We start from the raw sequence: 25,521 nt of genomic DNA, 5'->3' as shown, positions 1-25,521 counted from the left end.
TTTTGATAAGAATATTTACTTATAATATTATTATAAGTGTATTGGTAATTCTCACTTTCGGTGTGCTTAACGGCGCTTATGCGCAGCAGCAAATACCGAAGATAAGGACCGATACGACCCGGAAAAGTGTACCGCTTGACTTAGCCCAACCCAAAAATGTTAGGGTCAGGGAAGGTATTTTTAGTTCCGATCCTCCGGGGCTTGTGCGTACGGTTGAATATGATGCGGCCACAAACCGCTATATTTTGTACGAACGGGTGGGGAATTTGCTATACCGGCCGCCGCAAAACCTCACCTTTGCCGAATATTTAAAACTTACAGATAAATCAAAACAGCGCAATTACTATAAGCAGCTGGCAGATAATTATGCCTACGATTCGCAGCAGCCAGGCTTTATTCCTGTCATAAAAGTAAGGAGCCGCACGTTTGAGCAAATTTTTGGCAGCCAGAACATTGATATCCGCCCACAGGGATCGGCAGAAATGATATTGGCCGGGCAGGTTAATAAAAACGAAAACCCATTATTTAATACCAGGCAACGGAGCCAGTTTAATTTTAATTTCGACCAAAAGATTCAGCTTAATGTTACTGGTAATATTGGCGATAAGCTGAAGATTACCACTAACTACAATACCGATGCGCAATTCCAGTTTGAAAACCAGGTAAAGCTGGACTATACCGGCTCGCCCGACGAGATCATTCAAAAAATTGAGGCTGGTACCGTGAGTATGCCACTGCCCACAACGCTGATAACAGGCAGCCAGGCGCTTTTCGGCGTAAAAACCAAACTGAAATTTGGAAGGTTGGATATCACCAGTATTTTATCGCAGCAGCGGTCGCAGTCAAAAACTATTACGATAACCAATGGTTCGCAGCAGGGCGAGTTCAGGCTTACACCTGCGGATTACGAGGCCAATAAGCACTTCTTTTTATCGCAGTATTTCCGCAATAACTATAACAAGGCGCTGGCCAATATCCCGATTATCAGTTCCAATATCAACATAACAAAAATTGAGGTCTGGACAACTAACCGTACCAACGTAACCACCGATTCGAGGGATATATTAGCGTTCCTTGATCTTGGCGAAAATAAACCTTACAACACATCAAGAATACAAGGCGGGGCTGGCTTTAGCGGCTTGCCGGCCGGTTTTAAGGGGCCTGGTTTTGCGCAGCAATCCAACTCGTTATTAACAAACCTGCCTGCCGATGCAAGGCAAACAAACTCAAACGCAGTAGCCAGTTATTTTCAATCAACAGGTAACACGGATAACTATGCCAAGCTCACTTACGCCCGCAAACTCACCGATAAGGAATATACGCTGCACCCGCAATTGGGCTATATCTCGCTTAATTATCCGTTAAATAACGATGAAGTTTTGGCGGTAGCTTATCAATACACCATTAATGGCGTACAGTACCAGGTGGGTGAGTTTAGCAGCGATGTAGCGGTTGACCCCAATACGCCTAAAGTGTTATTTGTAAAATTGCTCAAAAACGAACTGCTGAAAACCAATTTGCCATCCTGGGATTTGATGATGAAAAACATCTACTCGCTGGGCGCGTTCCAAATTGCTCCAACTAATTTTAAACTGACAGTGACCCGGTTGGACGATAAATCGGGTATCGAAAAAACGGTGATGGAGGAGGGGGCCAACCTGAAAGGTAAACTGTGGCTGCAGGTTGCAGGGCTTGATAATCTTGACCAGCAAAGCGCCAAACAGCCCGATGGGTATTTCGACTTTTTGGAAGGAGTTACTATCGACTCGCAAAACGGCCGCATTTCGTTCCCTACTATTGAACCTTTCGGCTCTGATTTGGCTGCCAAGTTTACCGCCGGCGAAACGGACCTTACCAAGCGTTACGTATATCAGCAACTGTACGACTCTACAAAAACCATAGCACAACAATATTTTCCGGCCTTAAACCGCTATGTAATTAAAGGTACTTACACCTCAACAGGCGGATCAGAATACCAGCTGAATGCTGTGAATATTCCGCAGGGATCAGTAACGGTAACGGCTGGCCAGCTTAAATTAACCGAGGGCACAGATTATACGGTTGATTACAACTCCGGCCGGATAAGGATATTGAACCAGGCCTTGCTGTCGTCTGGCCAAACCATCAGCGTAAAGCTGGAGAACAATGAGCTGTTTGGCGTTCAGCAAAAATCATTATACGGATCGAGGTTTGATTACCATGTGAATGATAAGCTGAATTTAGGCGGTACACTGATGCACCTTACCGAGCAGCCCATTACTCAAAATGAAACAGCAGGCGAGGAATCAATCTCCAACACCATATGGGGTTTTGATGTTAACTACAGTTCGGATTCGCGCATGCTTACCCGCCTGGTTGATAAAATACCGCTGATTCACACCAAGGCGCCATCGTCGGTTACCTTTTCGGGCGAGTTTGCACAGTTATTGCCCGGCAGCCCCGGCGCGTTAAATTTTGCAGGCTCAAAAAACGGTACGTCGTACCTGGATGATTTTGAAAACAGCCAATCCATCATCGATATAAAAAGTGCCAATGCCTGGCAAATTTCGGGTACACCGCAGTTATTCCCTGAAGCCAGCCGGTTTGATGACCTAAGCTATGGTTACAACCGCGCCCGCCTGGCATTTTATAACATCGATCCTATATTTTATACCAATTCAAATAATATCGCTATATCCAGGGCCGACCTGTCTAATCATTACGCAAGGCAGGTTCTGGAGCAGGAAGTATTCCCTTATAAGCAGTCGAGCACAGGGCAGCCATTAACCCTTGCTACACTGAATATGGCGTTTTATCCAAATGTGCGCGGTCCGTATAATTATACCACTACGGGCTTTAATCCCGATGGTACATTACAAAATCCAAAAACACGCTGGGGCGGTATGTTCAGGAAGCTCGAAACCAATGATTTTGAATCGTTAAACGTATCATATATTGAGTTTTGGGTGCTCGATCCTTTTATTTACAAACCCAACTCGGCAGGTGGCGACTTGTATTTTAACTTAGGCAGCGTATCTGAAGATATATTGAAAGATGGCCGGAAAAGCCTGGAGAACAGCTTGCCCGTGAATGGTGACGTTACCCAGGTTGACGAAACCAATTGGGGCCGGGTATCCAAACTACAGCCGGTAATAAACGCCTTTGACAATAATCCCGATGCGCGCCGTTTGCAGGATGTGGGTTTGGATGGATTAAATGATGCTGACGAGCAGAAGAAATTTGCGCCGGTAGTTACCCAGGTTAAAGGGCAACTGAGTGGGCAGGCGGCAACCAGTTTTGCAAATGACCCATCGTCTGATGATTATCAGTACTACCAGGGATCGGCACTTGACCAGGCAAGGTTAGGTATCCTTGACCGTTATAGCAAATACAATGGTACCGATGGCAACTCCAAAACATCGCAGCAATCGCAGGCCGAACTTGGGATCCAGAATTCGGCATCAACCTCATTGCCCGATGGCGAGGATATTAACCGGGATAATAACATGAGCCAGGAAGATTCATACTTTCAATACAAAGTATCTATCCGCCCCGGCGATATGGTTGTTGGGCAAAACAACATCAGCGATAAGGTAACCGCAAATGTTAAACTGCCCGATGGTACAACCCAATCGGTAAACTGGTACCAGTTCAGGATCCCGATTACCGATTACCAAAGCAAGGTGGGTAATATTGGTGATTTTAAGGCCATTCGTTTTATGCGGATGTTCATGACCAATTTTGCCGATACCGCCATCCTCCGTTTCGCGACATTGGAACTGGTGCGCGGCGAATGGCGGGCATTTAACATCGAGAGAAACCCGCTCAATGTTATTGCCGATCCATCTATCAGCAATCCACCATTGGATAACTCGACGCTTGATGTGCAGGCGGTAAACATCGAAGAGAATGGTAACCGTACGCCCATCCCTTACGTGGTGCCACCAGGCATTCAGCGCCAGCGTAATTACAACAACCTGCAAACAAATACTAAGCTGAACGAGCAATCGCTGTCATTAAATGTAAAAAGCCTTCGGGATGGCTATTCAAGGGCGGCTTTCAGGACGTTTTATAATGATTTGCGCAAATACAAACGCGTACAAATGTTTGTGCACGCTGAAGGCGAGCTATTGAAAGACGATGACTTGAACGCGTTTTTACGCCTTGGCGTTGATTACCAGGATAACTATTACGAGTACGAAGTGCCTTTAAAAATTACGCAGCCGGGCACCAGCAGCCCTGATGCTATATGGCCCGACGCCAACGCCATTGACCTGGAGCTTGGTTTGCTTACCCGTGCAAAACTTGCCCGTAACCACAGCAATGTATCCTTTAACCAGGTATTTAAATATACCGAAGGCACCCAAACTGTTTATATAAAAGGCCAGCCCGACTTAAGCCGCCTGCGTACAATTATGATTGGTGTACGTAACCCTTTAAAAGGAAGCCAGGCAACGGGTACAGATGATGGGCTGGATAAAACAGGCACGGTTTGGTTTGATGAACTGCGCCTGACAGATTTTGACCAGCGCGGTGGCTGGGCAGCTACAGCCAGGCTGGATACTAAACTGGCCGATTTTGCCGACGTTACCGTATCGGGCAGCAAAACCAGTATAGGCTTTGGTACGCTGGATTCACGGCTGAACGACAGGAGCCAAAGCGATAACCAGGTTTATGATATATCGGCCACTGCCGAGTTAGGAAAGTTTTTTCCGGCTAAAAGCGGGATAAGCATACCGGCCTACATCAATGTATCGTCGCAAACAAGCTTGCCTCAGTATGATCCGGGGGCGCCGGATATAGAATTGAAGCAATCACTTGCCGCAGCCACAAGTACCAAAGAGCGCGATTCGATAAGGAACGCGGCGGTTGATTACACTTTCAGAAAAAGCTTCAATTTTACCAACGTACATAAAACAAAGCTCGACCCTACGGCCAAAAATCATGTTTGGGATATCGAGAACCTGAGCGCCAGCTATGCCTTTACACAGTTTACCCATCATGATTTTACAACCCAAAGTGATTTAGAAAAAACTTATCACTTTACCTTTGCCTATAATTATACCAACGCGCCCAAATACTATAACCCATTTGCAAAAATCATTAAAAGTAATTTGCTGGCGCTGGCGCGCGATATCAACTTTAGCATATTACCATCAAGGCTAAATTTCAGTATTAATTTTGATCGGTTTTACTCTGAAAACACCTTGCGGGATAACGACCCTAATAATTTTATCCCCATACCAACAACTACCTTTAATAAATACTTTAACATTACCAGGGTGTACGGTATAGGCTGGAATTTGTCGAAATCCTTATCATTAGATATTGATGCCACCAACCTTTCGGTTGTTGATGAACCAGCCGGGCGTGTTAATGGTTTAAAGCGCGATACCCTTTGGGATAACCTGAAAAAGCTGGGCCGTACCACTAACTACAACCACACTATCAATATCAACTATACCCTGCCTATCAACAAAATTCCGGGGCTGGACTGGACATCGGTAACCACTCGTTACAGCACCCACTTTAACTGGCAAACCCAGCCGTTGTTTGCCATTAATGACCCTTCGTATGATGTGGGTAACAGCATCAGCAACCTGCGCGAAATCCAGGTGAACCCGACTTTTAACATGGTATCGTTATATAACAAGTTTCCTTTTATACGCAAGGCCGGTAACCCTAATTCGCCGGGTGGCATTAGCAAGGTGTTAATTGGCCTGCTTACCAGTGTTAAAAATGTAAGCGCTACTTACTCGCGCAAGCAGGGCATCTATTTACCGGGCTATCTGCCCCAATCAGGTATTTTTGGCCAAAACTCTGATTACAACGCACCGGGCATTGGCTTTTTATTGGGCAGCCAAACCGATATCCGTGCCAGGGCGGTGGCCAATGGATGGATATCTACAGATACCCTGCAAAACCAATTATATACAAAATCGCTTAACGAGGATATGCACTTCAGGGCTGTTCTTGAACCAATTCCTGGCCTTAAAATTGACCTCATCGCCTTTAAAACGCAGGATAATAACTACCAATCTAACTTTAAATACCTGGCTGCAACCAATAGTATAGAATCGTTAAGCCCGGTTACCACGGGTAATTATAGTGTCTCTTATTTAACTATAGGCACGGCGTTCAAAAAAACTACCGGTATTAATAATACATCGCCGCTGTTTCAGCAAATGCTTGCCAACCGTTCCATTATATCGCAAAGGCTTGCCGCGCAAAACCCTAATTCAACGCAATTGGTAGATTCTGTTGGGCTTAGAGATGGTTACGGCCAAAACTCACAAAACGTGCTGGTGCCAGCATTTTTGGCTGCCTATACGGGTAAAAAAGCGGCGAAGGCCAGTACATCTCAGTTTCCTAAAATACCTATCCCCAACTGGGATGTCAGGTACAGCGGCCTGGCCAAAATTCCGTTCTTCGCCGATATTTTCGACTCATTCGATCTGAGCCACGGTTACCGGTCGTCATATAACGTAAACGGTTTTACCACCTTGCTGCAATACCAGGAAGCCGCCGGCGCCAGCAGCGCGCGCGATTTAAATAACGACTTTTTACCGCTTTACCAGTTTTCGCAGGTTACCATTTTTGAGCAGTTTGTGCCTTTACTGGGAGCAAGCGCCAGGTTTAAAAACAGCATGACCGCCAACGTGGAGTTCAGGCAGAGTCGTACCCTTAGCCTAAGCCTGCTTAACAGCCAGTTGGCGCAGCAAAATGAAAAGATCATGGTTTTTGGCTTTGGCTATCACACCAAAAACTTTCATTTCCCGTTTGGCCTGTTCCCCGGTGGTAGCCCGAAGGATGTAAACTTTAAGCTTGATTTCTCGCTGCGCGATAATAAAACCCTTATTTACCGTGCCGATGTAGCAGCCGCCGAAATATCATCAGGCGCACAAAATATTACCGTGAGGCCATCAATTGACTATGTGATAAACCAGCGTTTTAACCTCAACCTATTTTACGATTCAAACATTACCCGCCCGTACACCTCGCAAACATTTAATACCGCCTTTACCAATTTCGGCATCAACCTGAAATTGTTGCTGCAATAAAATTGGAGCCGATTTGAAAATTTGAGAATTTGAAGATTTGAAAATGCATAGTAAGTCCCGTTAATTTTCAAATTCTCAAATCTTCAAATTCTCAAATTAATGTGAATCCATTTCCTTTGCCGCTTTTCTTTCAGCTTTATGCTGTTTGCGTTCGGCTTTCCTCACTAATCTTTCCTGCTTGTTTTTTTTGTGTTCGGTTAAGCGTCCCATCGCGGCCTGCTGCGATTTTTCATCCAGGCCGGCACATTCTTTTATGCCCTGTAACAATGTGCGCCAAACGGTCTTAAAAAATGGCGAGTCCTTTGGCCGTAAATAATTAACATCAGAAAAACGGGGCGCCTTGCCAATAGCATCAGGGTTGTTCCGTTTTATCACAAACAGGTTGGCAAATATGGATATCAGCTGCTGCTTTTTTAAACGGTTGTTGGCTGTGTCGGCTTCCAGGATTGATACCTTTAAATCGTTGTATAATAAAGATATCCGCCCCTTAAAGGCCTTGCGGTTGGCATGGATATCAAAATTAAATTGTTTGATATTGCCCGATGTTATCTTGAGCATCGCCAGCGGTACAGTGGCCTGGTTGAGCTTGTTGGCAACCATCGGGCTTAGGGAACCTTTATAGTTGAATGAGCCATCAGCATCGGTTAAATTAAACAGAAATTGAACATCCAATCGCCCGCGGTTCATGAAGTAGCTGCTGAGGCGTACATCGGTGATGTTATTTTTAACTATGGAGGCCTTGTTTGTGGTTACGTTATGAAACTCACCTTCCGTGTTGTCGAATTCAACCGATCCGGTCTTTTTTGTCTCGGCATTATATTCGGAGTAGGATACATTGATGTGTTTTAACCGGATGGTATCTATAGTCAGATCGGCATCGGTATTGCGTACCAGTACATTAGGGAAGGTGGATACTTTGTCTTCCGGTACCTGCTTAGCCTTATTGGGGTTGCCAAATACCTTTAACGCGCCATTCGCAAGCTCAAGGCTTGATGCCTGTACCCGCCGGTATTTATGATAATTCAAAAAATCGAAGTCGTTAAGTTGTATTGAATCTATGCCCAGCGTAAAGCTATCGCTTTGACTTTTGTTAAAAAACAGGTCATTTTTTGCGGCTTGTAATTGCAGTCCCCTGATATTGAGCCGCGCGTACATGGTTGATAGCTTAAGGTATTTTATTTTATAATCATATAGCCCGTTATCTGTTTTGCCGCTATAATTATTTAGCTCGGTAACAATATCCTTACAATATAAAAGCCGCGATTTGTCAGTCTGCGTTGCCGAGTCAATGAGCAGGTCGGTAGCGCTCAGGTTCATTTCTTTAAGGGTTGATATAACTACCTTATGGCCCGAGTAATCCTCGTACTTGAACTTTACGTCGTTAAAATAAATATGGCCGACACTTATGGAGTGCAGGCTTTTTGAAATTTTTTGCCAGGCTGTGCGATGATCTTTTAAAACGGTATCCTGCGTATGGTTAAGCGCATAGCTAACGTTCAGTTCGGGCTCGTTCAAAATTATTTCATTTATTTTTAGCCGTTGCCTGAAATAATAGCTGAATGGGTGTATGTGTTTTAAAATGAGCTTTTTTACATGCAGGGTTACCAGGTTGTTGGGTGCCAGGTGCTGCTTCTTTTTTCGGTTATACAGCGCGGTATCGGGGATAAGGCTAATATCGTATATGGTAACTTTTCCTTCCAGTAAATGCAACTCAGCCTTAATAAAATCGGCCCGGTAAAGGCTGTCGCTGCCGGTTAAAACAGCGTCGCGCACTTGCGTTGCCAAAATAGGGGCCAGGTAATGGTTAAGGATAAGGGCAATAATAAATACTATAAGTACCGGTACCAACACAAAACTAAATGCTATTTTTTGCCACTTATGCCTTAAAAATTTAAGCTTCATTTAAAGATGTCCGTTTACTTTATGGTGTTACTGGTACTGTTATACGTATAGAATCAGAAATATAACAATAAAATTTCGATTTTGTTAAATACTGACAATATGTCATCCGTGTATTTAAATTTTGTGTATTTTTGCAAACTAATTTTTAATTGAATGATGGATTTGGTTCTTCCGGATAAGGTACATGATGAGAGCAGGCAAGGCGAGGCTTTAGTTTTAGAGCAGCCGGTGACGGGTAAAAATAACGGCCGTAAACTTTATATTGAAAGTTATGGCTGTGCAATGAATTTTAGCGATAGCGAAATTGTTGCATCCATATTGTCTGAACAGGGCTTTGAAACCACCGGCGATCATAATTTAGCCGATGTTATATTTATAAATACTTGTTCTATCCGCGAGAATGCCGAAACCCGTGTGCGTAATCGCTTGAAGGAGTTTGCCATTACCAAGGTTAAAAACCCTGGCCTGGTGGTAGGTGTGTTGGGCTGTATGGCCGAACGCCTGAAATCGAAATTTTTAGAAGAAGAAAAACTGGTTGACGTAGTTGTTGGCCCTGATGCATACCGCGACCTGCCTAACCTGATAGACCAGGTTGATAGCGGCCAAAAAGCCGTAAACGTATTGCTATCCCGCGAGGAAACTTATGCGGACATAAGCCCGGTACGTTTAAACAGCAACGGTATTAACGCCTTTGTATCTATTATGCGTGGCTGCGATAACATGTGTTCGTTCTGCGTGGTACCGTTTACCCGTGGCCGTGAACGCAGTCGCGACCCGCAATCAATAGTAGCCGAATGCACCGATCTGTTTGAAAAAGGATACCGGGAGGTTACTTTGTTGGGGCAGAATGTGGATTCGTATAAGTGGAAAACGCCTCACCCTGCCCTCTCCAAGGGAGAGGGTTCTGATGAGCAGGATGGACGAGATGCTAAGCAAGTCCTCTCCTTTGGAGAGGATTTAGGTGAGGCTCCCGTTACCAATTTTGCTAACCTTTTGGAAATGGTGGCGCTCATTAATCCCGATTTGCGTGTGCGCTTTTCTACGTCGCATCCGAAGGATATTACCGATGAGGTTTTATATACTATTGCCAAATACGATAATATTTGCAACTATATACACCTGCCGGTACAATCGGGTAATACCCGCATCCTTGATTTGATGAACCGGACTTACGACCGCGATTGGTATATCAACAGGATTGACGCTATTCGCAGGATAATTGGCGATTGCGCAATTTCTACAGATGTAATAACCGGCTTTTGTACCGAAACCGACGAGGAACACGCCGAAACTGTAAGTATGATGGATTACGTGAAATACGATTTTGCCTACATGTTTAAATACAGCGAACGCCCCGGAACATTGGCCGCGAAACGCTATGCTGATGATATCCCCGAGGAAGTAAAGCAAAAACGATTAACCGAGATAGTAGCAAAACAGCAGGAGTACTCATACTACCGTGCACAGGCACGCGTTGGCAAAACAGAAAAAGTGCTGATTGAAGGTTTCTCCAAAAAATCAAAAAATGATTATTGTGGCCGCAGCGATCAAAACGCCATGGTGATTTTCCCTGTAGCCGACAACTACAAGCCCGGCCAATACGTGAACGTTTTGATTGAAAGGACTACTACGGCTACGTTGATAGGGAAGGTTGTATAGAGTCAAGAATCAAGAGTCAAGAATCAAGACCGAAGCGCATATGCGGCATAATTTTAAGAATTTGAAAATATGGCTAAAGGCAATGGATTTGACAGATATGGTTTTTGAATTTAGCAGGGAGTTACCCGCTAATGAAAGATATAATTTAATTGATCAGATAAACAGGAGTTGTTGTTCCATCCCCTCGAATATAGCCGAGGGATCTGGAAAAAATACCGATAAACATTTTGCCGAATTTTTGTCGATAGCAATTTCATCTTCATTTGAATTGGAAACACAATTATTAATATGTGAGCGTAGAAAATATGGGTCGGTAGGTAAACTAAAGGAATGTATAGATTTAGTTTCTGAAGTTCAAAGGATGTTATTTTCGTTCAGAGAGTATATCTTAAAAACGGAAGTTAAAAGTCTTAATTCTTGACTCTTGATTCTTGACTCTTTTTCAAACATGGAAATACAAGAAATAAAACAACGCTTCGGTATCATTGGCAATTCGCCATTGCTTAACCGGGCCATAAATATAGCCAACCAGGTGGCGCCTACAGATATTTCGGTGCTGATTACCGGCGAAAGCGGGAGCGGTAAAGAAGTGTTTTCGCACATTATACACCAGATGAGTCCGCGTAAGCATGGGCCTTTCATCGCGGTGAACTGTGGGGCTATACCTGAAGGAACTATCGATTCGGAATTGTTTGGTCACGAAAAAGGCTCCTATACCGGTGCTGTTGGCGAACGTAAGGGTTACTTTGAAACCGTAAACGGAGGTACTATATTTTTGGATGAAATTGCCGAGATGCCTTTAGGTACCCAGGCCCGTTTGCTTAGGGTGCTGGAATCTGGCCAGTACATTAAAGTAGGATCATCAAAGGTAGAGAAAACCAATGTGCGCGTTATTGCCGCTACCAATGTTGATGTTTACGATGCCGTAAAAAGCGGTAAGTTCAGGGAAGATCTTTACTATCGTTTAAATACGGTGCCTTTAAAAATCCCGCCATTGCGAGACAGGAAGGAGGATGTTTACCTGTTGTTCAGAAAATTTACATCAGATTTTACCGATAAATACCGTACGCCGCCAATTCAATTGGATGAAGAGGCGCAGCAGGTGTTGATAAACTATAGCTGGCCGGGTAATGTACGTCAGCTTAAAAATATGGCCGAGCAGTTAGCTGTATTGGAGCGTGATCGCATTATTACGGGGCCAACCTTGTTAACATATATTCCACAGGAGGCTAACGGCCGCAATTTGCCCATGCGTGTAGGTAACCCGGGTAAAGAAGATTTTTCGGAACGCGATATATTGTACAAGGTACTGTTTGATATGAAACGCGATATGGTTGAACTGAAAAAGCTTGTGGCCGATATTATTGAACATGGCGGCGTATCAACCAATTACGCCAATCACTCACAAACGATTAACCAGTTGTACCGCGATATTGAAATTCCGGGCGGCCCCGAGGGACAATTTACTTTGCAGCAACCCGTTAATACAAATAATAATAGCAACAATATTGGCGGTAACGATGCGTATAACATAACCCACGAAGCCGAGGAGGTAGAAGAATCGCTATCGCTGATTGAAAAAGAATCAGACCTGATCCGTAAGGCTTTAAAGAAACATAAAGGGAAACGCAAACTGGCTGCCAATGAGCTGGGCATATCCGAGCGTACGTTGTACAGAAAAATAAAAGAGTTAAATTTATAGGTTGATGAAAAGAATAATCGGTTCTGTAATTATAGTTTTAAGTTTAGGTTTGCTTTCATCATGTTATACACTCCGTAATGAAGCTATTCCACCCGGTTTGAAAACACTGAACATCCAGTTTTTTGAAAATAACGCACCGCTGGTGGTAAACAACTTAAGCCAAACATTTACCGAGGCTTTAAAAGAACGTGTACGTACCCAAAGCCGGTTGAGCCTGGTACGTGGCGAGGCCGATGCAACCCTGTCCGGGAGTATAGTTGGTTACACCATCGCTCCTGTGTCGATAGAGGCTACTTCAACTAATACCGCACCTATTGCCGGTGCAAACAGGTTAAGCATAACCGTAAAGGTGAAATTTGTTTATGATAAGGACAAAAAGATTAACTTTGATGAAAGTATGACGAGGTTTGCCGATTATAAAGGTGACATAGGATCGCAGGAACAAAACCTGATCCAGAATATTACCAAGCAATTAACCGAAGATATTTATAACAAGGCCTTTTCTAATTGGTAGGCATTTCGTACTTTCAACCACGTGGATCAATATTTAAATAACAGGCAAAACGAGATATTATGGGAGTTGTTGGCCAATCCGGCCGATAATGGCCAGTTGCATAATTATGATTTGCAGCAGTTGGTTGATGAGTTTCCGCAAAGTGGCATATTAAGGGCCATGCTTGCCCACGCAGGTAACGGAACCGACTTAAAACACGCCGCTGTTTACTTTAATCCCCGGTTGCTGCACAAACTTATTAATGATCCTGAGAGCCTGCCTGTAGTTTCGGCCGGGCAAATTGCCGGTTTAAAAAACGGTGCTGCACCCGTTTATGCACCGCCCGCCGCTGAAAGCGAAAACTATTTTAATATAGGTACCGCCACCGAAATAACTGAGGAGCCGCAAGGCATCAACGAACCGGGAAATCAATTTGGAACATTGGTTGGGGAACCAGAGCCTGAATCTGTAATAAAAGATGAGGCCAATGCTATAACCGGGGGGGTGGAAGAGCCGGCTGTTGAAGAGTTATCTTTGGAAAATGATAAAACAGGGGGTGAAGCAGCGGTGACTGTTGAAGAAACTGCACCATCCGTTGTACAGCCAGAGATAGCTGAAGGCAAAAACGAAGAAGATATTGAAGACGAGATTTTTGACGAAATTGTAGGTATCGAAGATATCAGCTTTAGCGGCAACGCGTCGGACATCAAAGAGCAAGCTGTTGAAGAGATAGAAGCCGCGGAAGAAACGCCGGTCGCTGCTGATAAATTAACCGCTGCCGAGTCTAAAAGCAAGTCGGCCGATATTAATTTTGAAACAGAAAAATGGATCATTGGCAGTATTGCTGCTACCGATTATTTTATGTTTGATAATTCGATAGCCGATCAAAAAGGTGCCGGCAAGCCTGTACCTGTTGAAGCTGAGGAACTTCCGGTACTTGCCAAAACCGAAGATAGTGCCCAGGAAGCCGAAACGGTATCAAAGTATCATGATGAAAAGATGCCTTATTCTTTCATGTGGTGGCTTGATAAAACACGTAAAGAGTACGCGTCAACCTATCAGCCATATTTGCCGCCGATACAACAGCAGGTACCGCTGGGGATAACTAACGAAGAAAAAAAGGAACATGCTGCTGATGAATTGCAGCAGCAATATTTTGAAAATATATTTCATGATAAATCGCTTCTTGACCTTGAAAATGCCCCCATTCCAGATGCTCCCGAGATAAAGCGCAAAGAAGATATCATTATTGAAAAGTTTATTAAAGAAGAGCCACAAATAAGACCGCGATCAATAAACAAGATAGATAATGAGAATAAAGCCAAAAAAAGTTCGGAAGATAAAAACGAGCTGGTAAGCGAAACCCTGGCACAGATATATGCCGACCAGATGCTATATCACAAAGCGATTGCTACTTATAAAAAATTGATGTTGAAATTCCCGGAAAAAAGCCGTTACTTTGCCCACCAAATTGAACAATTAGAAAAGAAAACGAATTAATATAAATAAAGAAATGTACATTTTAATTATCCTTACTGTTATTGTATGTGCTCTGTTAGGGCTAATCGTATTGATCCAAAACCCTAAAGGCGGCGGTTTGTCATCTAATTTTTCAAGTTCATCGCAGCTGATGGGCGTTCAAAAAACAGGCGACTTTTTAGAAAAAGGCACCTGGGTATTGGCAATTACCGTAATGGTATTGGCATTAGCCATTAACGTGGTAGCCAAAGGTGGTTCGGCAAGTACTGCAAATCCTTTGCAAAACCAAATTGATAAAGCTTCAAAACCTTCATCAACCGCACCTGTATCGCAGCCGTTGAATATTCCTGCAGCGCAAACTCCCAATAAAACGAAATAAGCTTACACTTAATAAATAGTAAAAAAACGGCTTTGGATTGTTCCAAAGCCGTTTTTTTGTGGCCTGCTTAACTGACACGATGGCACGGGCAGGTTAAAATACTGTTAAGGGTAAAAAGTAAAAAAACGTTTTTGCTGCCATTACAACAGTTATGTATGTCAATATTTGCCATTGCCCGGCCTTGGCATAATTGATGAGGATTTGGTGGTTGAAAAACTTAAATAAACAAACAGTTATAACTATGTCATTAAACATTAAACCAATCGGCGACAGAGTGGTTGTAGAGGCTGCAGCAGCCGAAGAGAAAACCGCCTCGGGAATCATTATCCCTGATACCGCTAAAGAAAAACCTCAGCGTGGAACTATCGTTGCAGTAGGTAACGGTAAAGTAGATGAGCCTTTAACAGTAAAAGTTGGTGACCAGGTTTTATATGGTAAATATGCCGGTACCGAAATTACTTACGAAGGAAAAGAGTATTTAATTATGCGCGAATCTGACGTATACGCGGTACTGTAACTAATTATTGAATTATTGAAGGATTTATTTATTTATTGAATTATCCGGCACAAACAATAATTCTTCAACTCACAATCAAAAGTTAAAACGAAAATAGTTATTGGATGCTGAAAAAAAGATTAGGCGATCAGCCAGATCAATAATTCAGTAATTCAATAATTCAAAACTAAAATCATGGCAAAACAAGTTAAATACAATGTTGAAGCACGCGACGCCTTAAAACGCGGTGTTGATATTTTAGCTAATGCGGTTAAAGTAACATTAGGCCCTAAAGGCAGAAACGTAATTATTGATAAAAAATTCGGCTCACCATCAATCACTAAAGATGGTGTTACTGTTGCTAAAGAAATCGAACTGAAAGATGCTTTAGAAAACATGGGTGCCCAAATGGTTAAAGAAGTTGCATCAAAAACTGCTGATATTGCAGGTGATGGTACTACTACTGCTACCGTTTTAGCACAAGCTATTGTTACCGCAGGTATTAAAAACGTAGCTGCAGGTGCAAACCCTATGGATTTAAAACGTGGTATTGATAAAGCTGTTGCAGCTGTTGTTGAGGACTTAAAAGCTCAATCGCAAACTGTAGGCGAAGACAATAACAAAATCAAACAAGTTGCTGCAATTTCTGCAAATAACGACGAGATCATCGGTTCGTTAATTGCCGAGGCTATGGCTAAAGTTGGTAAAGATGGTGTTATCACTGTTGAAGAAGCAAAAGGAACTGAAACTGAAGTTAAAACTGTAGAAGGTATGCAGTTTGACCGCGGTTACCTTTCTCCGTACTTTGTTACCAATGCTGATAAAATGGAAGTTGAATTAGAAAATCCTTACATCCTGATCTACGATAAAAAGATCTCTTCGATGAAAGAATTACTTCCTATCCTTGAAAAACAAGTACAAACAGGCAAACCATTATTAATTATTGCCGAAGATCTTGATGGCGAAGCATTGGCTACTTTGGTAGTTAACAAAATTCGTGGTTCACTGAAAGTTGCTGCTGTTAAAGCACCAGGCTTTGGCGATCGCAGGAAAGCTATGTTAGAGGACATCGCTATCCTTACTGGTGGTACTTTGATCTCTGAAGAAAGAGGTTACAAATTAGAAAATGCTGACCTTACTTACTTAGGTACTGCCGAGAAAATCATTATCGACAAGGATAACACAACCATCATTAATGGTGCTGGTTCTGCCGATGAGATCAAAGGTCGTGTTGGCCAAATCAAATCTCAAATCGAATCAACTACATCTGATTACGATCGCGAAAAATTACAGGAGCGTTTAGCCAAATTATCTGGCGGTGTTGCTGTACTTTACGTAGGTGCTGCTACAGAAGTTGAAATGAAAGAGAAAAAAGACCGTGTTGACGATGCTTTACACGCAACACGTGCTGCTGTTGAAGAAGGTATTGTTGCTGGTGGTGGCGTTGCCTTCATCCGCGCGGTAGCTGCTTTAGCTGATCTTAAAGGCGATAACGAAGATGAGAACACTGGTATCCAGATCATCCGTCGCGCTATCGAAGAGCCATTACGTCAGATTTGCCAGAACGCTGGTATCGAAGGTTCAATTGTAGTACAAAAAGTTAAAGAAGGTACAGGTGATTTTGGTTACAATGCACGTACTGATAAATACGAAAACCTGATTGCAGCGGGCGTTATCGATCCAACTAAAGTTGGTCGTGTAGCTTTAGAGAACGCAGCTTCTATCGCAGCTATGTTGTTAACAACAGAAGTTGTATTGGCTGATGATCCTGAAGATGCTCCAGCCGGCCCACCAATGGGTGGCGGCGGCATGGGCGGCATGATGTAATAGCCCCCCGGCCCCCTGAAGGGGGTCTGAAAATATATACTATTTGAAACCCTGTATGCTTTTGTATACAGGGTTTCTGCTTTTTAAAGATCGCTTACGGTCATTTGAACGTAAACGGATGGTCATTAATTAATCATTTGATTAGTTTTTAAAATTATCTTAACAGCGAACCTGTATTTTTGCGTAACAATCCTGAAAGTTAGTTTCTTAGGCACAGGATTTGAATAGCGTAGGATGATATGAAAAATATAACACAAAAATCAAAACAAATACACAGCGCCATCGTAGATTGGTTGTTGTTTAAAGGCCCCGAATTATTTATAACCATTTACGGTAAGTAATTAATTTTTACTTTTGCCTCCATATATGGAGTTAAAAGATTTTTACATTGATACGCACAAATGGATAGTAGATAATTGGGTGCGTTACTCGTTCGGGTTAATAGTACTAATTGTCGGTCTTTGGTTCATCAAATTTTTAAGGTCGCGGCTACGCAACCGGATGCTTCAAAGGCAGGTACACTCATCGTTACAGCCTTTTCTTCTTAGTCTTACAATTACCAGTCTTTATATATTACTTATAATTTCGGTAATTAATATTTTTGGCTTCCAGCTTACTATTTTCACTACTATAATTGGCGCGTTTAGCGTTGCCGCTGGTTTGGCCCTTTCTGGTACGTTTCAAAATTTTGCAGGCGGGGTACTCATTTTGCTGTTAAAGCCATTTGAGGTTGACGATAGCATAATAGCCCAGGGACAGGATGGTAAAGTAGTATCTATCCAGATTTTTTACACCGTTTTAATTACTGCCGATAACAAGCAGGTAATTATTCCTAACGGGAAGCTTTTTAACGAAGTGATTGTAAACGTAACCCGCGAGGGTAAACGCCGGTTGGATTTTGAGATTAAGATTGCTTATGCCAATGACCTGGATAAAGTAAAGGCTATCATTAATGAAGCAATTAGCTTAAACCACGACCTGCTTACAGAGCCGGCCGCGAGAGTAGGCATCATCAGTATGGAGATAGATTCGGTACGCATAACCATAAATGTATGGGTAGAGCCAGCCAACTTTTTAACCGCCAAAATAGCCCTGCAGGAAAAGATATTTAAAGATTTTAGTGCTAATGGGGTTGCGTTTCCAAAGGCGGGATAAGAATAAGAGTCAAGATTTAAGACTTTTTTGTAAAGCATCGGTTTTAAACATGGCTGTGCAGGGGGCGATCAGCCAGACAGGAAAACGATTATGGTCTGATTGGTTGTAATGCTGCTTTTGTTGACGCAATCTCGCCTTGAAACCACAATCTGCCTGTAACCAGCATTCCTTTATGTATTTTATCCGTTTTTATATTATCGTTAGATACATACGCATTTATGATCAGATGCTTTCCTGGTATTTGGTTGTGTGCAAATTTTACAGCCATCACACAACCTATTGATAGAGAGTCAACAGCTGTTCCTTTTATTTCGAGAATTACGCCTTCAAATGAAAAATAGCTTTTGTTGCTAAAAGTCTCACTTGGCTTAAAACCTTTGGGTTGCTGGTCGATATCATTGTTGTTTCTGCCAGATTTATAAAGCGCTAATACAAAGGCCGAAAGCTGTACTTCAATCATACTTTGACTTTGGTAGCTTTGTTTATTAACCGCGTAATCTGTGGCAAAAAAGCATAACGGCGTATCTTTGTCCAGGCTGCCATCAATCTCAGCTTCTATAACAGGATGGCCATTGTTCCACTCTATAATTTGTTTGGGATAAAAATTGTATTTGATATCTGTTTGTAAATATGGATAAATAGCTTCTCGTTGGTCATTGATAGTTACTACCCGCAAAAAAGGATTATTTGCATTACCACCCCACCTGGCAAAAGTTGACTGCCTTATGGCCACATCTTCATTAAGTATAATGGGTGCACTCTTTAAAGCCTGGTTAGCAGCTGCATATAGCAGGTTTCTTCCATTTAGGTGATAGTATCGCTTATCATTTATTAAAGCACAAAAATGAAATGAGTGATCTTCTCCCGGCTCGAAAACTATGTCCACCAAGGGTTTTGCGATTGGTCGCGGACTTTGGGCTAATTGCTCATATATTTCAAAGGAGGTTAATGTTGGCCTGCTACGGGTTTCATTAAACCACTTTTCATAGTTACGTTGTGCCCGGTCTAAAACCACGTCGAGGTGATCTTCATGCAGGCCCATGTTAATTAATATGGTTTTAACTTCATCTTCTTTTTTTCCATCATTTATCATGGCATTGGTGGCAATATCAATGTATTGCAAAATACTTGTTGCCCGCCTGGTATATAAAGAAGGATCTAATTGGCGTTCGGGTTGGTGTTTTTGAGCCTGCTTGGCGGCAAATTCTACCCCATGAATAAGCAATTTGATTAATTCAAATATCGCCATAGCCTTAAATCTTTTGCTTGGCCTTCAACTCCAGGTACTTGTTTATGGTATTAATCGTAAGGTTTTGAGGTGCACTCAATATAGATTGGATACCATATTTGGCCAGCTCTTTTACAATCAGTTTTTTGTCATAAGCAAACTTTTCTGCTATGGTTTTTATATAGATGCCTTCCAGGTCGGTTGCCTGTTTTTCGCTTAGGGTTTTAAGTTCTGTGTTTTCAAAAAAGACAACCAGCAGCAGGTGAAATTTGGCTATTCGTTTCAGATAGGGTAACTGCCGGTTAAGGGCGTTCATGCTTTCGTAATTGGTAAAAAATACCACCAGGCTGCGTTGCTTTATTACCGTACGTACGGTGCTGTATAATAACTCCATATTGGTTTCCAGGTAGCGGGTACGCTCCTTATACAAAACCTCCAGTATCTTATTCAATTGCGACGATTTTCTATCAGCAGGAATAACAGCGCCAATTTTTTCCGATGCAGTAATTAAGCCGGCTTTGTCCTCCTTTATGAGCGCAACACTTGAGAGTACCAGGCTGGCGTTTATAGCATAATCCAACAGGCTTAAGCCTTCAAAAGGCATTTTCATTGCCCTCGATTTATCTATTACGCAATACACATGCTGCGATTTTTCATCGGTATAGGAGTTAACCATCAGGTTGCCTTGCCTGGCAGTGGCTTTCCAGTTAATGGTGCGGTAATCATCACCGGCAACATAATTTTTTACCTGTTCAAACTCCAGGCTGTGGCCAATACGGCGTATTTTTTTGATGCCGATATCTGTGAGTCGGTTGGAGATAGCCATTAACTCATATTTACGCATCTGGAGAAAGGACGGGTATACCGGCAATGTCTCGGCCTGCTGAAAAGTGTAACGCCGCCTGATGAGCCCTAATGGCGATTTGGCGTAAACCCGGATATCGCCAAATTCGTACTCGCCGCGTTTGGTGGGCCGCAAGCTATAGCTTATCAGTTTGCGTTCATGAGGTTTTAACGTTGTTTTAAACCAGATATCGCGTTTTTGAAACTGAAAGGGAATCTCGTCGATAATACCGATGCTAACATTAAACGGGTACCAGTTTTCAACATACACACCCAGTTCGTTTTCGTCGCTGTTGCTTAATCTTTCGGGGGCATGGCGCTTGGCAAACACGCCTTTGGCGGTTTTATAAAGCATAAGCACATCAATCAAAAACAGCAATACCAACGCCCAGAAAACCAATGCCGGTATAACACCAAGCCAAGGGAAAAAGAATGATAGCACAAACGCTACCACGCTTATTGCCAAGCCGGTAAACAGGCGGTTGGTTAAAAAAAGATCTTTATAAAACAGGCCGTAAATGTTTTTCACAAAAAATGGGTTATCGTGGTACCTCTATTTTTTGAATAATTTGCCCAATTACATCGTCGGGGCTCAGGCCTTCCATTTCCTTATCTGGCGTAAGCATTACCCGGTGCCTTAATACAGGCGCTGCAACGTAAATAATATCATCGGGCGTAACAAAATCGCGCCCTTTAATAGCTGCCAGTGCCTTAGCCGCGCTAATCATAGCCAGCGAAGCCCTTGGCGAACCACCCAGGTATAATGATTTATGGTTGCGGGTTTCAAAAACAATTTTAGCTGTAAATTCCAACAGCTTGCGCTCAACATGCAAAGCCCGTACCTGTTGCCTTAAAGATATAATTTCGCCAGCCGATAATACAGGAGTAATATTGTTTAACTGATCTGTATTTTTTTGCTGATGCTGTTGGGTAATTATAGCTATTTCCTCTTCCAGCGACGGGTATTTAATTTCTATTTTAAATAAAAACCTATCCAGTTGTGCTTCGGGCAGGCGGTAGGTACCTTCCTGCTCAACCGGGTTTTGGGTAGCTAATACAGTAAAGGGTTCCTGCATTTTATAGGTGTGCCCGTCAATTGTAACCTGCTTTTCTTCCATCACCTCAAACAAAGCCGATTGTGTTTTTGCAGGTGCGCGGTTAATTTCATCTATCAGGATGATATTGCCAAATATAGGACCCTGCTTAAATTCAAACTCTGTTGATTTAGGGTTGAATACAGAAGTACCTAATATATCTGATGGCATCAAATCCGGCGTAAACTGAATGCGGGAGTATTTGGCGTCAATTGCTTTTGAAATAAGTTTGGCGGTAAGCGTTTTAGCCACACCGGGTACTCCTTCAATCAAAATATGCCCATCGGCCAGTATACCGGCTATCAGCAAGTCGATAGACACGGTTTGCCCCACAATAATTTTACCCAGTGTAGCTTTTATCTGGTCAACAGCCAGGCTTAACCTGCTCATATCAGTTCGTTGTTCAAAAAAATCATTTTCCATTGTGTCCGGTTTGGCTGTAAAATTTCTCTATAAGTTTATTTAATCTGATTAATTCATGATCGGTAACGTGGTGTTGCGCACCTATAAAAATCACCGAATGCACCAGGTCGGTAATAAATTCGATGGCTACGCCCGTCTTTTTTGATAAAGTATCTATAAATTCGTTATCAAGTTTGTTGGTTTTAAGGCGGTAATAGTCTCTGAAATGCTCCAACAAATAAATCACTTTTTTATGGGCAATGTTGGCATTGTCGCGTTTTTCGTAATAAACCTGCCCCACAACAGTTACAAACTCCAGGGTCGAATTTTGTAAGGGCTCTACTACCGGTATAACCCGCTGGCGGCGTTTCATTTCGTAAAAAATGAAAACTAAAATACCGCAAAGGCTTAAATAGTATGCCCATTGCAAAGCTGGGTTAGCAAAAAACACCCTTAATGGCGAAAGATCTTCAGGTATATCGCCATTTTGAAATTGGTCCCAATACAAATGGTCGGCAGCAGGCATGTAGGAGAAAGCCTTTTCGACAAAATCGTTCCCTTGCCTGGTTAAAAGGCTGTAGTTAGTAAATAAGTCGGGTGTCGCGCATAAATACAGGTGCCCCTTGCCAAAACTGTAACTCATAAAAGTACAGTGATTAGCATAGTTTTGTGCCAAAACGGTTGCTTTGGCGGTATCAAGACTGCTAAAATATTGGTTTGCAATATCACGATTGAACAGGTAGCTACTTTGAGCCCGTAATTTGCCGTTAACAAAATTAAAGGATACGTTATGTTTAGCATACTCGGCCTGTGACTCAATTTTTAGCGAATCGGCAAGGTAGCCACTCCAGTTAAATGCCGACATAAACACCGAGTTACCCGCTTTGACGTATTTCATCATTTCGTCAAAATCAAATTTATTGAGCTTTATGCTTTTGGCTATAATGATGTAATTACCCTGCTGCAGGCTATCGTTGTGGAAAACGTTGTAAATGGATTTGTTGGTATTGGCAATTTCGGCGTCAGGAAAAAGCTTTTCAAGCTGGTTATGCAAAATATAAGTACCAAACGGAATTTTATCATTCTTGGCAAGTGTTGATTGCCAGTTAATAGCGTTGGGTTTATTGTATTGCGCAACAAGGTATACTATAAGCAGGATACTGGCAATTGAAATGTAGATTTTAAAATCCTTCATGATATCTCCTTTTTAAAATCTGTAAATAATGTACTGATGTTTTTAAAAACGGAGGCATCAATGCCAAACTCGCCATACCAAATATATTCAAACTGCAGGGTTAGAGTTTTAAATACCTGGCGCTGATTGGGGTTGGTTAATTCATTAATGTAGGCATTGTTTGTTTTATCTATCTGCCATTTAATAAGGTCGGCATCGCTAAGCTGTTTCAGGCATTTTAAGTACAGCAGCCGTACAGCCAGGCGGTAATTATGCTGCGCGATAGCCCGCTCCAGTTCGTCGTCAAAATTGATGTCGTGGATGTTTTCCAATGATTCCTGGTAGGGTAAATTTGCCCCCATTGATTTGCGCCTGAAAACATGCAGTAAATCGATACCAGCCAGCTTGAGAACCAGGAAAACCACAGCCGCCAACCCTGCGCCTATGAAAAGATACTGCAGTACATATAACAGCACCTGGAAAAACGGGTTCACTTTATTATCCGAAATTTTTGCTGGTTTAAACAGGTTTTTAAGCCAGGTCCAAAACCAATGCCAAAAGCGAGTCCACCATGAAGGGTCTTTTTGTATTTCTTCATCGTATTTAAACTCGGGGAGTTTGCTGAAGGCTTTAATAGCTGTGCTATCCAGGTGGCGCACATTTACCTGTTGAGTGTCCAGCTTCAGTACCAAAGGTTTAGTGCTCTTTTTAACAGGAACAACACCTTTAACTGAATGAACGGGAACAGCGAATGAAAAAAATATAAAGCAGAGCAGGCGCAGCATATTAATATTCTTCAAGCGGTAAATCATTGTCGGGCGTTATGGTGCCCACTTGGTTTATCCTGTTTAATAGGCTGGTGCCATCTTTACTTTCGGTTAAATTGAAATAGCAAAGGCAAAGGCTAACTATAGGGATGATGATGAATACCTGGCACACTTGCTGAAGTGCCGCTCCAATTACAGCGGCAACAATAGAAAAATGGGCACCTCCCTTAACATGTGTTACTAAACTGACAGCATTAACTATGGTAACCGGAATAACTATAATGGCGCGGCATACTGAAAATATTATCCAGGTAACTATCAATGCGCCAAAAGTTGCCCACCAGTTTTCCTTTATCAAAACAAAGCTGCGGTTAAAAGCGTAGCCAAAACTGGTGTTTTCCATGATCATAATGGGGGCCACTAATGCCAGGATAGGCGACATGTATATACCAGGGATTAAACAAAATACAAAACCAACCACCAGCAGGAGGTTGATCAATATTGAGCTGCCCAATATTTTCAGAAAATAAAATTTGATATAACCCCACATCTCTTCGGCTGCAGGCACCTGGTTGCCCTTTTCTTTATACAAAGCCATATAGCAAAAAACAGTAACTATTATGGCCGTAATACTTAATAGGGTAAACACCATAGTTAATACAAACTCGGTTCCCAAAAAATTAAAAAAGGATGGCGCGTACTGGTTAGTATAGGCCCCGCTGGAAAGGTTATTAAAATTAGTGGTCATTTTTAGCTGCATTAGGCAAGCGCTAATGGTTGCTGCTACTATAAAAATACCGCAAAACGTGAAAAAGTATTTAAGCAGGGGTTTTAGGTTTTGCTTAATAAAAAGAAATGTGTCGCTTATTATTTCGCCAAAATCGCGGGTTTTAGCTAATTCAATTTTTGGTTGCATTGTGGTTTAGGGTTTTATAAATTTTATTAGGGTATATAATTACATACCAAATGATAAACAATAATGACGATGTTAAAATGGTAACGCTAAGCCAAAGGGGCATTTCGGTATGGCGGGTTACAAAACCTTCAAAAAAGGCGGCCACAATTAAAATTGGTACTATGCCAATAGCTACTTTCATGCCATCTTTAGCCCCTCTTTTTAAGGATACCATGCGGGTATACGTTTTAGGGAACAAAAGACTGTTGCCTAAAATAATGCCTGCAGCACCGGCTATCATGATAGCCGAAATTTCCAAAGTGCCGTGTATCCACACCACCAGGATTGATTTTAAGCCCAATCCCTTGCTGAAAAAATAATATTGAAACGATCCCAGCATCAGCCCGTTACGGAACAGAAAGTATATTGATCCGACAGAAAATATAACACCACTTACAAAAGTAACCAGCGATACATAGATGTTGTTGGCTGCTATCGCCAGAAACATCAGGGTTTCGCCGCCTTGTTTGTATACACCAAACGGATCGCCTTTGGCAATGTTGGCATTGGTCATATCTACATATCCATCGCCCAGGATAAGGCGCACAAAGTTTTCATCATATTTTGCCGATAAGGCACCTATAGAACAAAAAATGATGAAAAATATAAATGAGTACAACAGCGGCCTTTGGTAGGTTTTAAACAAAATGGGCAATTCGTATTTCCAAAAGGTTAAGAAACGGTTGCTTTTTTCGCTTTTGTTTTTGTAGATGGATTGGTGTAAACCAGCTGCCAGCCCGTTAAGGTAAGCTGTGGTTTTTGATTTTGGGTAAAATGTTTTGGCGTAAGCAAGGTCGTCGGTTATTTGGATAAACCTTTCGGCAAGCTCATCAGGATCGTCTGTTGGCGATTGTTCAAAGCTGCTCCATTTGGCAGCGTTTTGTTTTACAAAAAGAGGTTCGCGCATCAGTTATCCAACATTGAAA

At 42.3% G+C, this 25,521-nt stretch carries 18 protein-coding genes; 10 read left to right on the top strand and 8 right to left on the bottom strand.

The genetic code is table 11. The annotated features are described in order from the left end of the window. The first annotated feature begins 11 nt into the window (after positions 1-11). Positions 12-7,040 (top strand): T9SS outer membrane translocon Sov/SprA, encoded by a 7,029-nt coding sequence (gene sov, locus AC1DU2_RS25835; RefSeq protein ID WP_477388002.1) that lies wholly within the window; start codon positions 12-14, stop codon positions 7,038-7,040. Between the two features lie 96 nt (positions 7,041-7,136). Here sov and AC1DU2_RS25830 read toward each other — a convergent pair whose 3' ends face one another. Then, positions 7,137-8,942 carry a hypothetical protein gene (locus tag AC1DU2_RS25830; RefSeq protein WP_477387977.1) on the bottom strand — a complete coding sequence of 602 codons (1,806 nt, stop codon included), beginning with the start codon at positions 8,940-8,942 and terminating at the stop codon, positions 7,137-7,139. 153 nt (positions 8,943-9,095) lie between these two features. Here AC1DU2_RS25830 and AC1DU2_RS25825 point away from each other — a divergent pair, with 153 nt between their 5' ends. The 9 genes from AC1DU2_RS25825 to AC1DU2_RS25785 all read left to right on the top strand — a co-directional run bounded on the left by AC1DU2_RS25825 (position 9,096) and on the right by AC1DU2_RS25785 (position 18,132). Beyond that, positions 9,096-10,601: a MiaB/RimO family radical SAM methylthiotransferase gene (locus tag AC1DU2_RS25825; protein WP_477387975.1), complete on the top strand. Its 1,506-nt coding sequence runs from the start codon at positions 9,096-9,098 to the stop codon at positions 10,599-10,601. Between the two features lie 40 nt (positions 10,602-10,641). Beyond that, positions 10,642-11,022, top strand: a complete 381-nt coding sequence (locus AC1DU2_RS25820; protein WP_477360998.1) for a four helix bundle protein — start codon at positions 10,642-10,644, stop codon at positions 11,020-11,022. Positions 11,023-11,049: 27 nt separating this feature from the next. Next, positions 11,050-12,303, top strand: a complete 1,254-nt coding sequence (locus tag AC1DU2_RS25815) for a sigma-54 interaction domain-containing protein (RefSeq protein ID WP_477361000.1) — start codon at positions 11,050-11,052, stop codon at positions 12,301-12,303. Positions 12,304-12,307: 4 nt separating this feature from the next. Continuing rightward, the gene (lptE, locus tag AC1DU2_RS25810; RefSeq protein ID WP_477361002.1) at positions 12,308-12,817 is read left to right on the top strand and encodes an LPS assembly lipoprotein LptE; all 510 of its coding nucleotides are present in this window, start codon (positions 12,308-12,310) and stop codon (positions 12,815-12,817) included. Between the two features lie 21 nt (positions 12,818-12,838). Beyond that, on the top strand, positions 12,839-14,296 hold the full coding sequence (locus AC1DU2_RS25805; protein ID WP_477387973.1) for a hypothetical protein: 1,458 nt from the start codon (positions 12,839-12,841) through the stop codon (positions 14,294-14,296). 13 nt (positions 14,297-14,309) lie between these two features. After that, positions 14,310-14,654 carry a preprotein translocase subunit SecG gene (gene secG / locus AC1DU2_RS25800; RefSeq protein ID WP_477361006.1) on the top strand — a complete coding sequence of 115 codons (345 nt, stop codon included), beginning with the start codon at positions 14,310-14,312 and terminating at the stop codon, positions 14,652-14,654. A gap of 241 nt (positions 14,655-14,895) precedes the next feature. Next, the gene (gene groES, locus AC1DU2_RS25795; RefSeq protein ID WP_090641441.1) at positions 14,896-15,171 is read left to right on the top strand and encodes a co-chaperone GroES; all 276 of its coding nucleotides are present in this window, start codon (positions 14,896-14,898) and stop codon (positions 15,169-15,171) included. 174 nt (positions 15,172-15,345) lie between these two features. Beyond that, positions 15,346-16,977 carry a chaperonin GroEL gene (gene groL, locus AC1DU2_RS25790; RefSeq protein WP_477361009.1) on the top strand — a complete coding sequence of 544 codons (1,632 nt, stop codon included), beginning with the start codon at positions 15,346-15,348 and terminating at the stop codon, positions 16,975-16,977. A 366-nt stretch (positions 16,978-17,343) separates the two neighbouring features. Further along, positions 17,344-18,132 (top strand): mechanosensitive ion channel family protein, encoded by a 789-nt coding sequence (locus AC1DU2_RS25785; protein ID WP_477361011.1) that lies wholly within the window; start codon positions 17,344-17,346, stop codon positions 18,130-18,132. 88 nt (positions 18,133-18,220) lie between these two features. On the opposite strand, the gene AC1DU2_RS25780 is transcribed toward AC1DU2_RS25785, so the two are convergent. The 7 genes from AC1DU2_RS25780 to AC1DU2_RS25750 are packed head-to-tail and all read right to left on the bottom strand — an operon-like array spanning position 18,221 to position 25,502. Continuing rightward, positions 18,221-19,381: a hypothetical protein gene (locus tag AC1DU2_RS25780; protein ID WP_477361013.1), complete on the bottom strand. Its 1,161-nt coding sequence runs from the start codon at positions 19,379-19,381 to the stop codon at positions 18,221-18,223. Positions 19,382-19,385: 4 nt separating this feature from the next. Next, the gene (locus AC1DU2_RS25775) at positions 19,386-20,732 is read right to left on the bottom strand and encodes a DUF58 domain-containing protein (protein WP_477387971.1); all 1,347 of its coding nucleotides are present in this window, start codon (positions 20,730-20,732) and stop codon (positions 19,386-19,388) included. A 10-nt stretch (positions 20,733-20,742) separates the two neighbouring features. Continuing rightward, positions 20,743-21,720 carry an AAA family ATPase gene (locus tag AC1DU2_RS25770; protein WP_090641457.1) on the bottom strand — a complete coding sequence of 326 codons (978 nt, stop codon included), beginning with the start codon at positions 21,718-21,720 and terminating at the stop codon, positions 20,743-20,745. Beyond that, entirely contained in the window at positions 21,710-22,894 is a 1,185-nt protein-coding gene (locus AC1DU2_RS25765; RefSeq protein WP_477361017.1) for a DUF4350 domain-containing protein, read from the bottom strand. Before AC1DU2_RS25765 ends, AC1DU2_RS25770 begins: the two co-directional genes overlap by 11 nt. Next, positions 22,891-23,673, bottom strand: coding sequence for a hypothetical protein (locus AC1DU2_RS25760; protein WP_477387969.1), 783 nt, complete (start codon positions 23,671-23,673; stop codon positions 22,891-22,893). Before AC1DU2_RS25760 ends, AC1DU2_RS25765 begins: the two co-directional genes overlap by 4 nt. After that, positions 23,660-24,556 (bottom strand): hypothetical protein, encoded by an 897-nt coding sequence (locus AC1DU2_RS25755; RefSeq protein WP_477361021.1) that lies wholly within the window; start codon positions 24,554-24,556, stop codon positions 23,660-23,662. Before AC1DU2_RS25755 ends, AC1DU2_RS25760 begins: the two co-directional genes overlap by 14 nt. Further along, the gene (locus AC1DU2_RS25750) at positions 24,540-25,502 is read right to left on the bottom strand and encodes a stage II sporulation protein M (protein WP_477361023.1); all 963 of its coding nucleotides are present in this window, start codon (positions 25,500-25,502) and stop codon (positions 24,540-24,542) included. The genes AC1DU2_RS25755 and AC1DU2_RS25750 overlap by 17 nt, the downstream gene beginning before the upstream one ends. Positions 25,503-25,521 lie beyond the last annotated feature (19 nt).

Source organism: Mucilaginibacter sp. P4_C11, assembly GCF_056402115.1.
Note: the sequence above shows the minus strand (reverse complement) of the source record. Positions and strands in the feature narration are given on the sequence as shown.

Bases quoted from the DNA above. Each gene is read 5' to 3' on its own strand.
- AC1DU2_RS25780 (WP_477361013.1), bottom strand. From the start codon at position 19,381: ATGGCGATATTTGAATTAATCAAATTGCTTATTCATGGGGTAGAATTT.
- groES (WP_090641441.1), top strand. From the start codon at position 14,896: ATGTCATTAAACATTAAACCAATCGGCGACAGAGTGGTTGTAGAGGCT.
- lptE (WP_477361002.1), top strand. From the start codon at position 12,308: ATGAAAAGAATAATCGGTTCTGTAATTATAGTTTTAAGTTTAGGTTTG.
- AC1DU2_RS25785 (WP_477361011.1), top strand. From the start codon at position 17,344: ATGGAGTTAAAAGATTTTTACATTGATACGCACAAATGGATAGTAGAT.
- AC1DU2_RS25820 (WP_477360998.1), top strand. From the start codon at position 10,642: ATGCGGCATAATTTTAAGAATTTGAAAATATGGCTAAAGGCAATGGAT.
- secG (WP_477361006.1), top strand. From the start codon at position 14,310: ATGTACATTTTAATTATCCTTACTGTTATTGTATGTGCTCTGTTAGGG.
- AC1DU2_RS25765 (WP_477361017.1), bottom strand. From the start codon at position 22,894: ATGAAGGATTTTAAAATCTACATTTCAATTGCCAGTATCCTGCTTATA.
- AC1DU2_RS25770 (WP_090641457.1), bottom strand. From the start codon at position 21,720: ATGGAAAATGATTTTTTTGAACAACGAACTGATATGAGCAGGTTAAGC.
- AC1DU2_RS25825 (WP_477387975.1), top strand. From the start codon at position 9,096: ATGATGGATTTGGTTCTTCCGGATAAGGTACATGATGAGAGCAGGCAA.
- AC1DU2_RS25815 (WP_477361000.1), top strand. From the start codon at position 11,050: ATGGAAATACAAGAAATAAAACAACGCTTCGGTATCATTGGCAATTCG.
- AC1DU2_RS25750 (WP_477361023.1), bottom strand. From the start codon at position 25,502: ATGCGCGAACCTCTTTTTGTAAAACAAAACGCTGCCAAATGGAGCAGC.
- groL (WP_477361009.1), top strand. From the start codon at position 15,346: ATGGCAAAACAAGTTAAATACAATGTTGAAGCACGCGACGCCTTAAAA.
- AC1DU2_RS25755 (WP_477361021.1), bottom strand. From the start codon at position 24,556: ATGCAACCAAAAATTGAATTAGCTAAAACCCGCGATTTTGGCGAAATA.
- AC1DU2_RS25830 (WP_477387977.1), bottom strand. From the start codon at position 8,942: ATGAAGCTTAAATTTTTAAGGCATAAGTGGCAAAAAATAGCATTTAGT.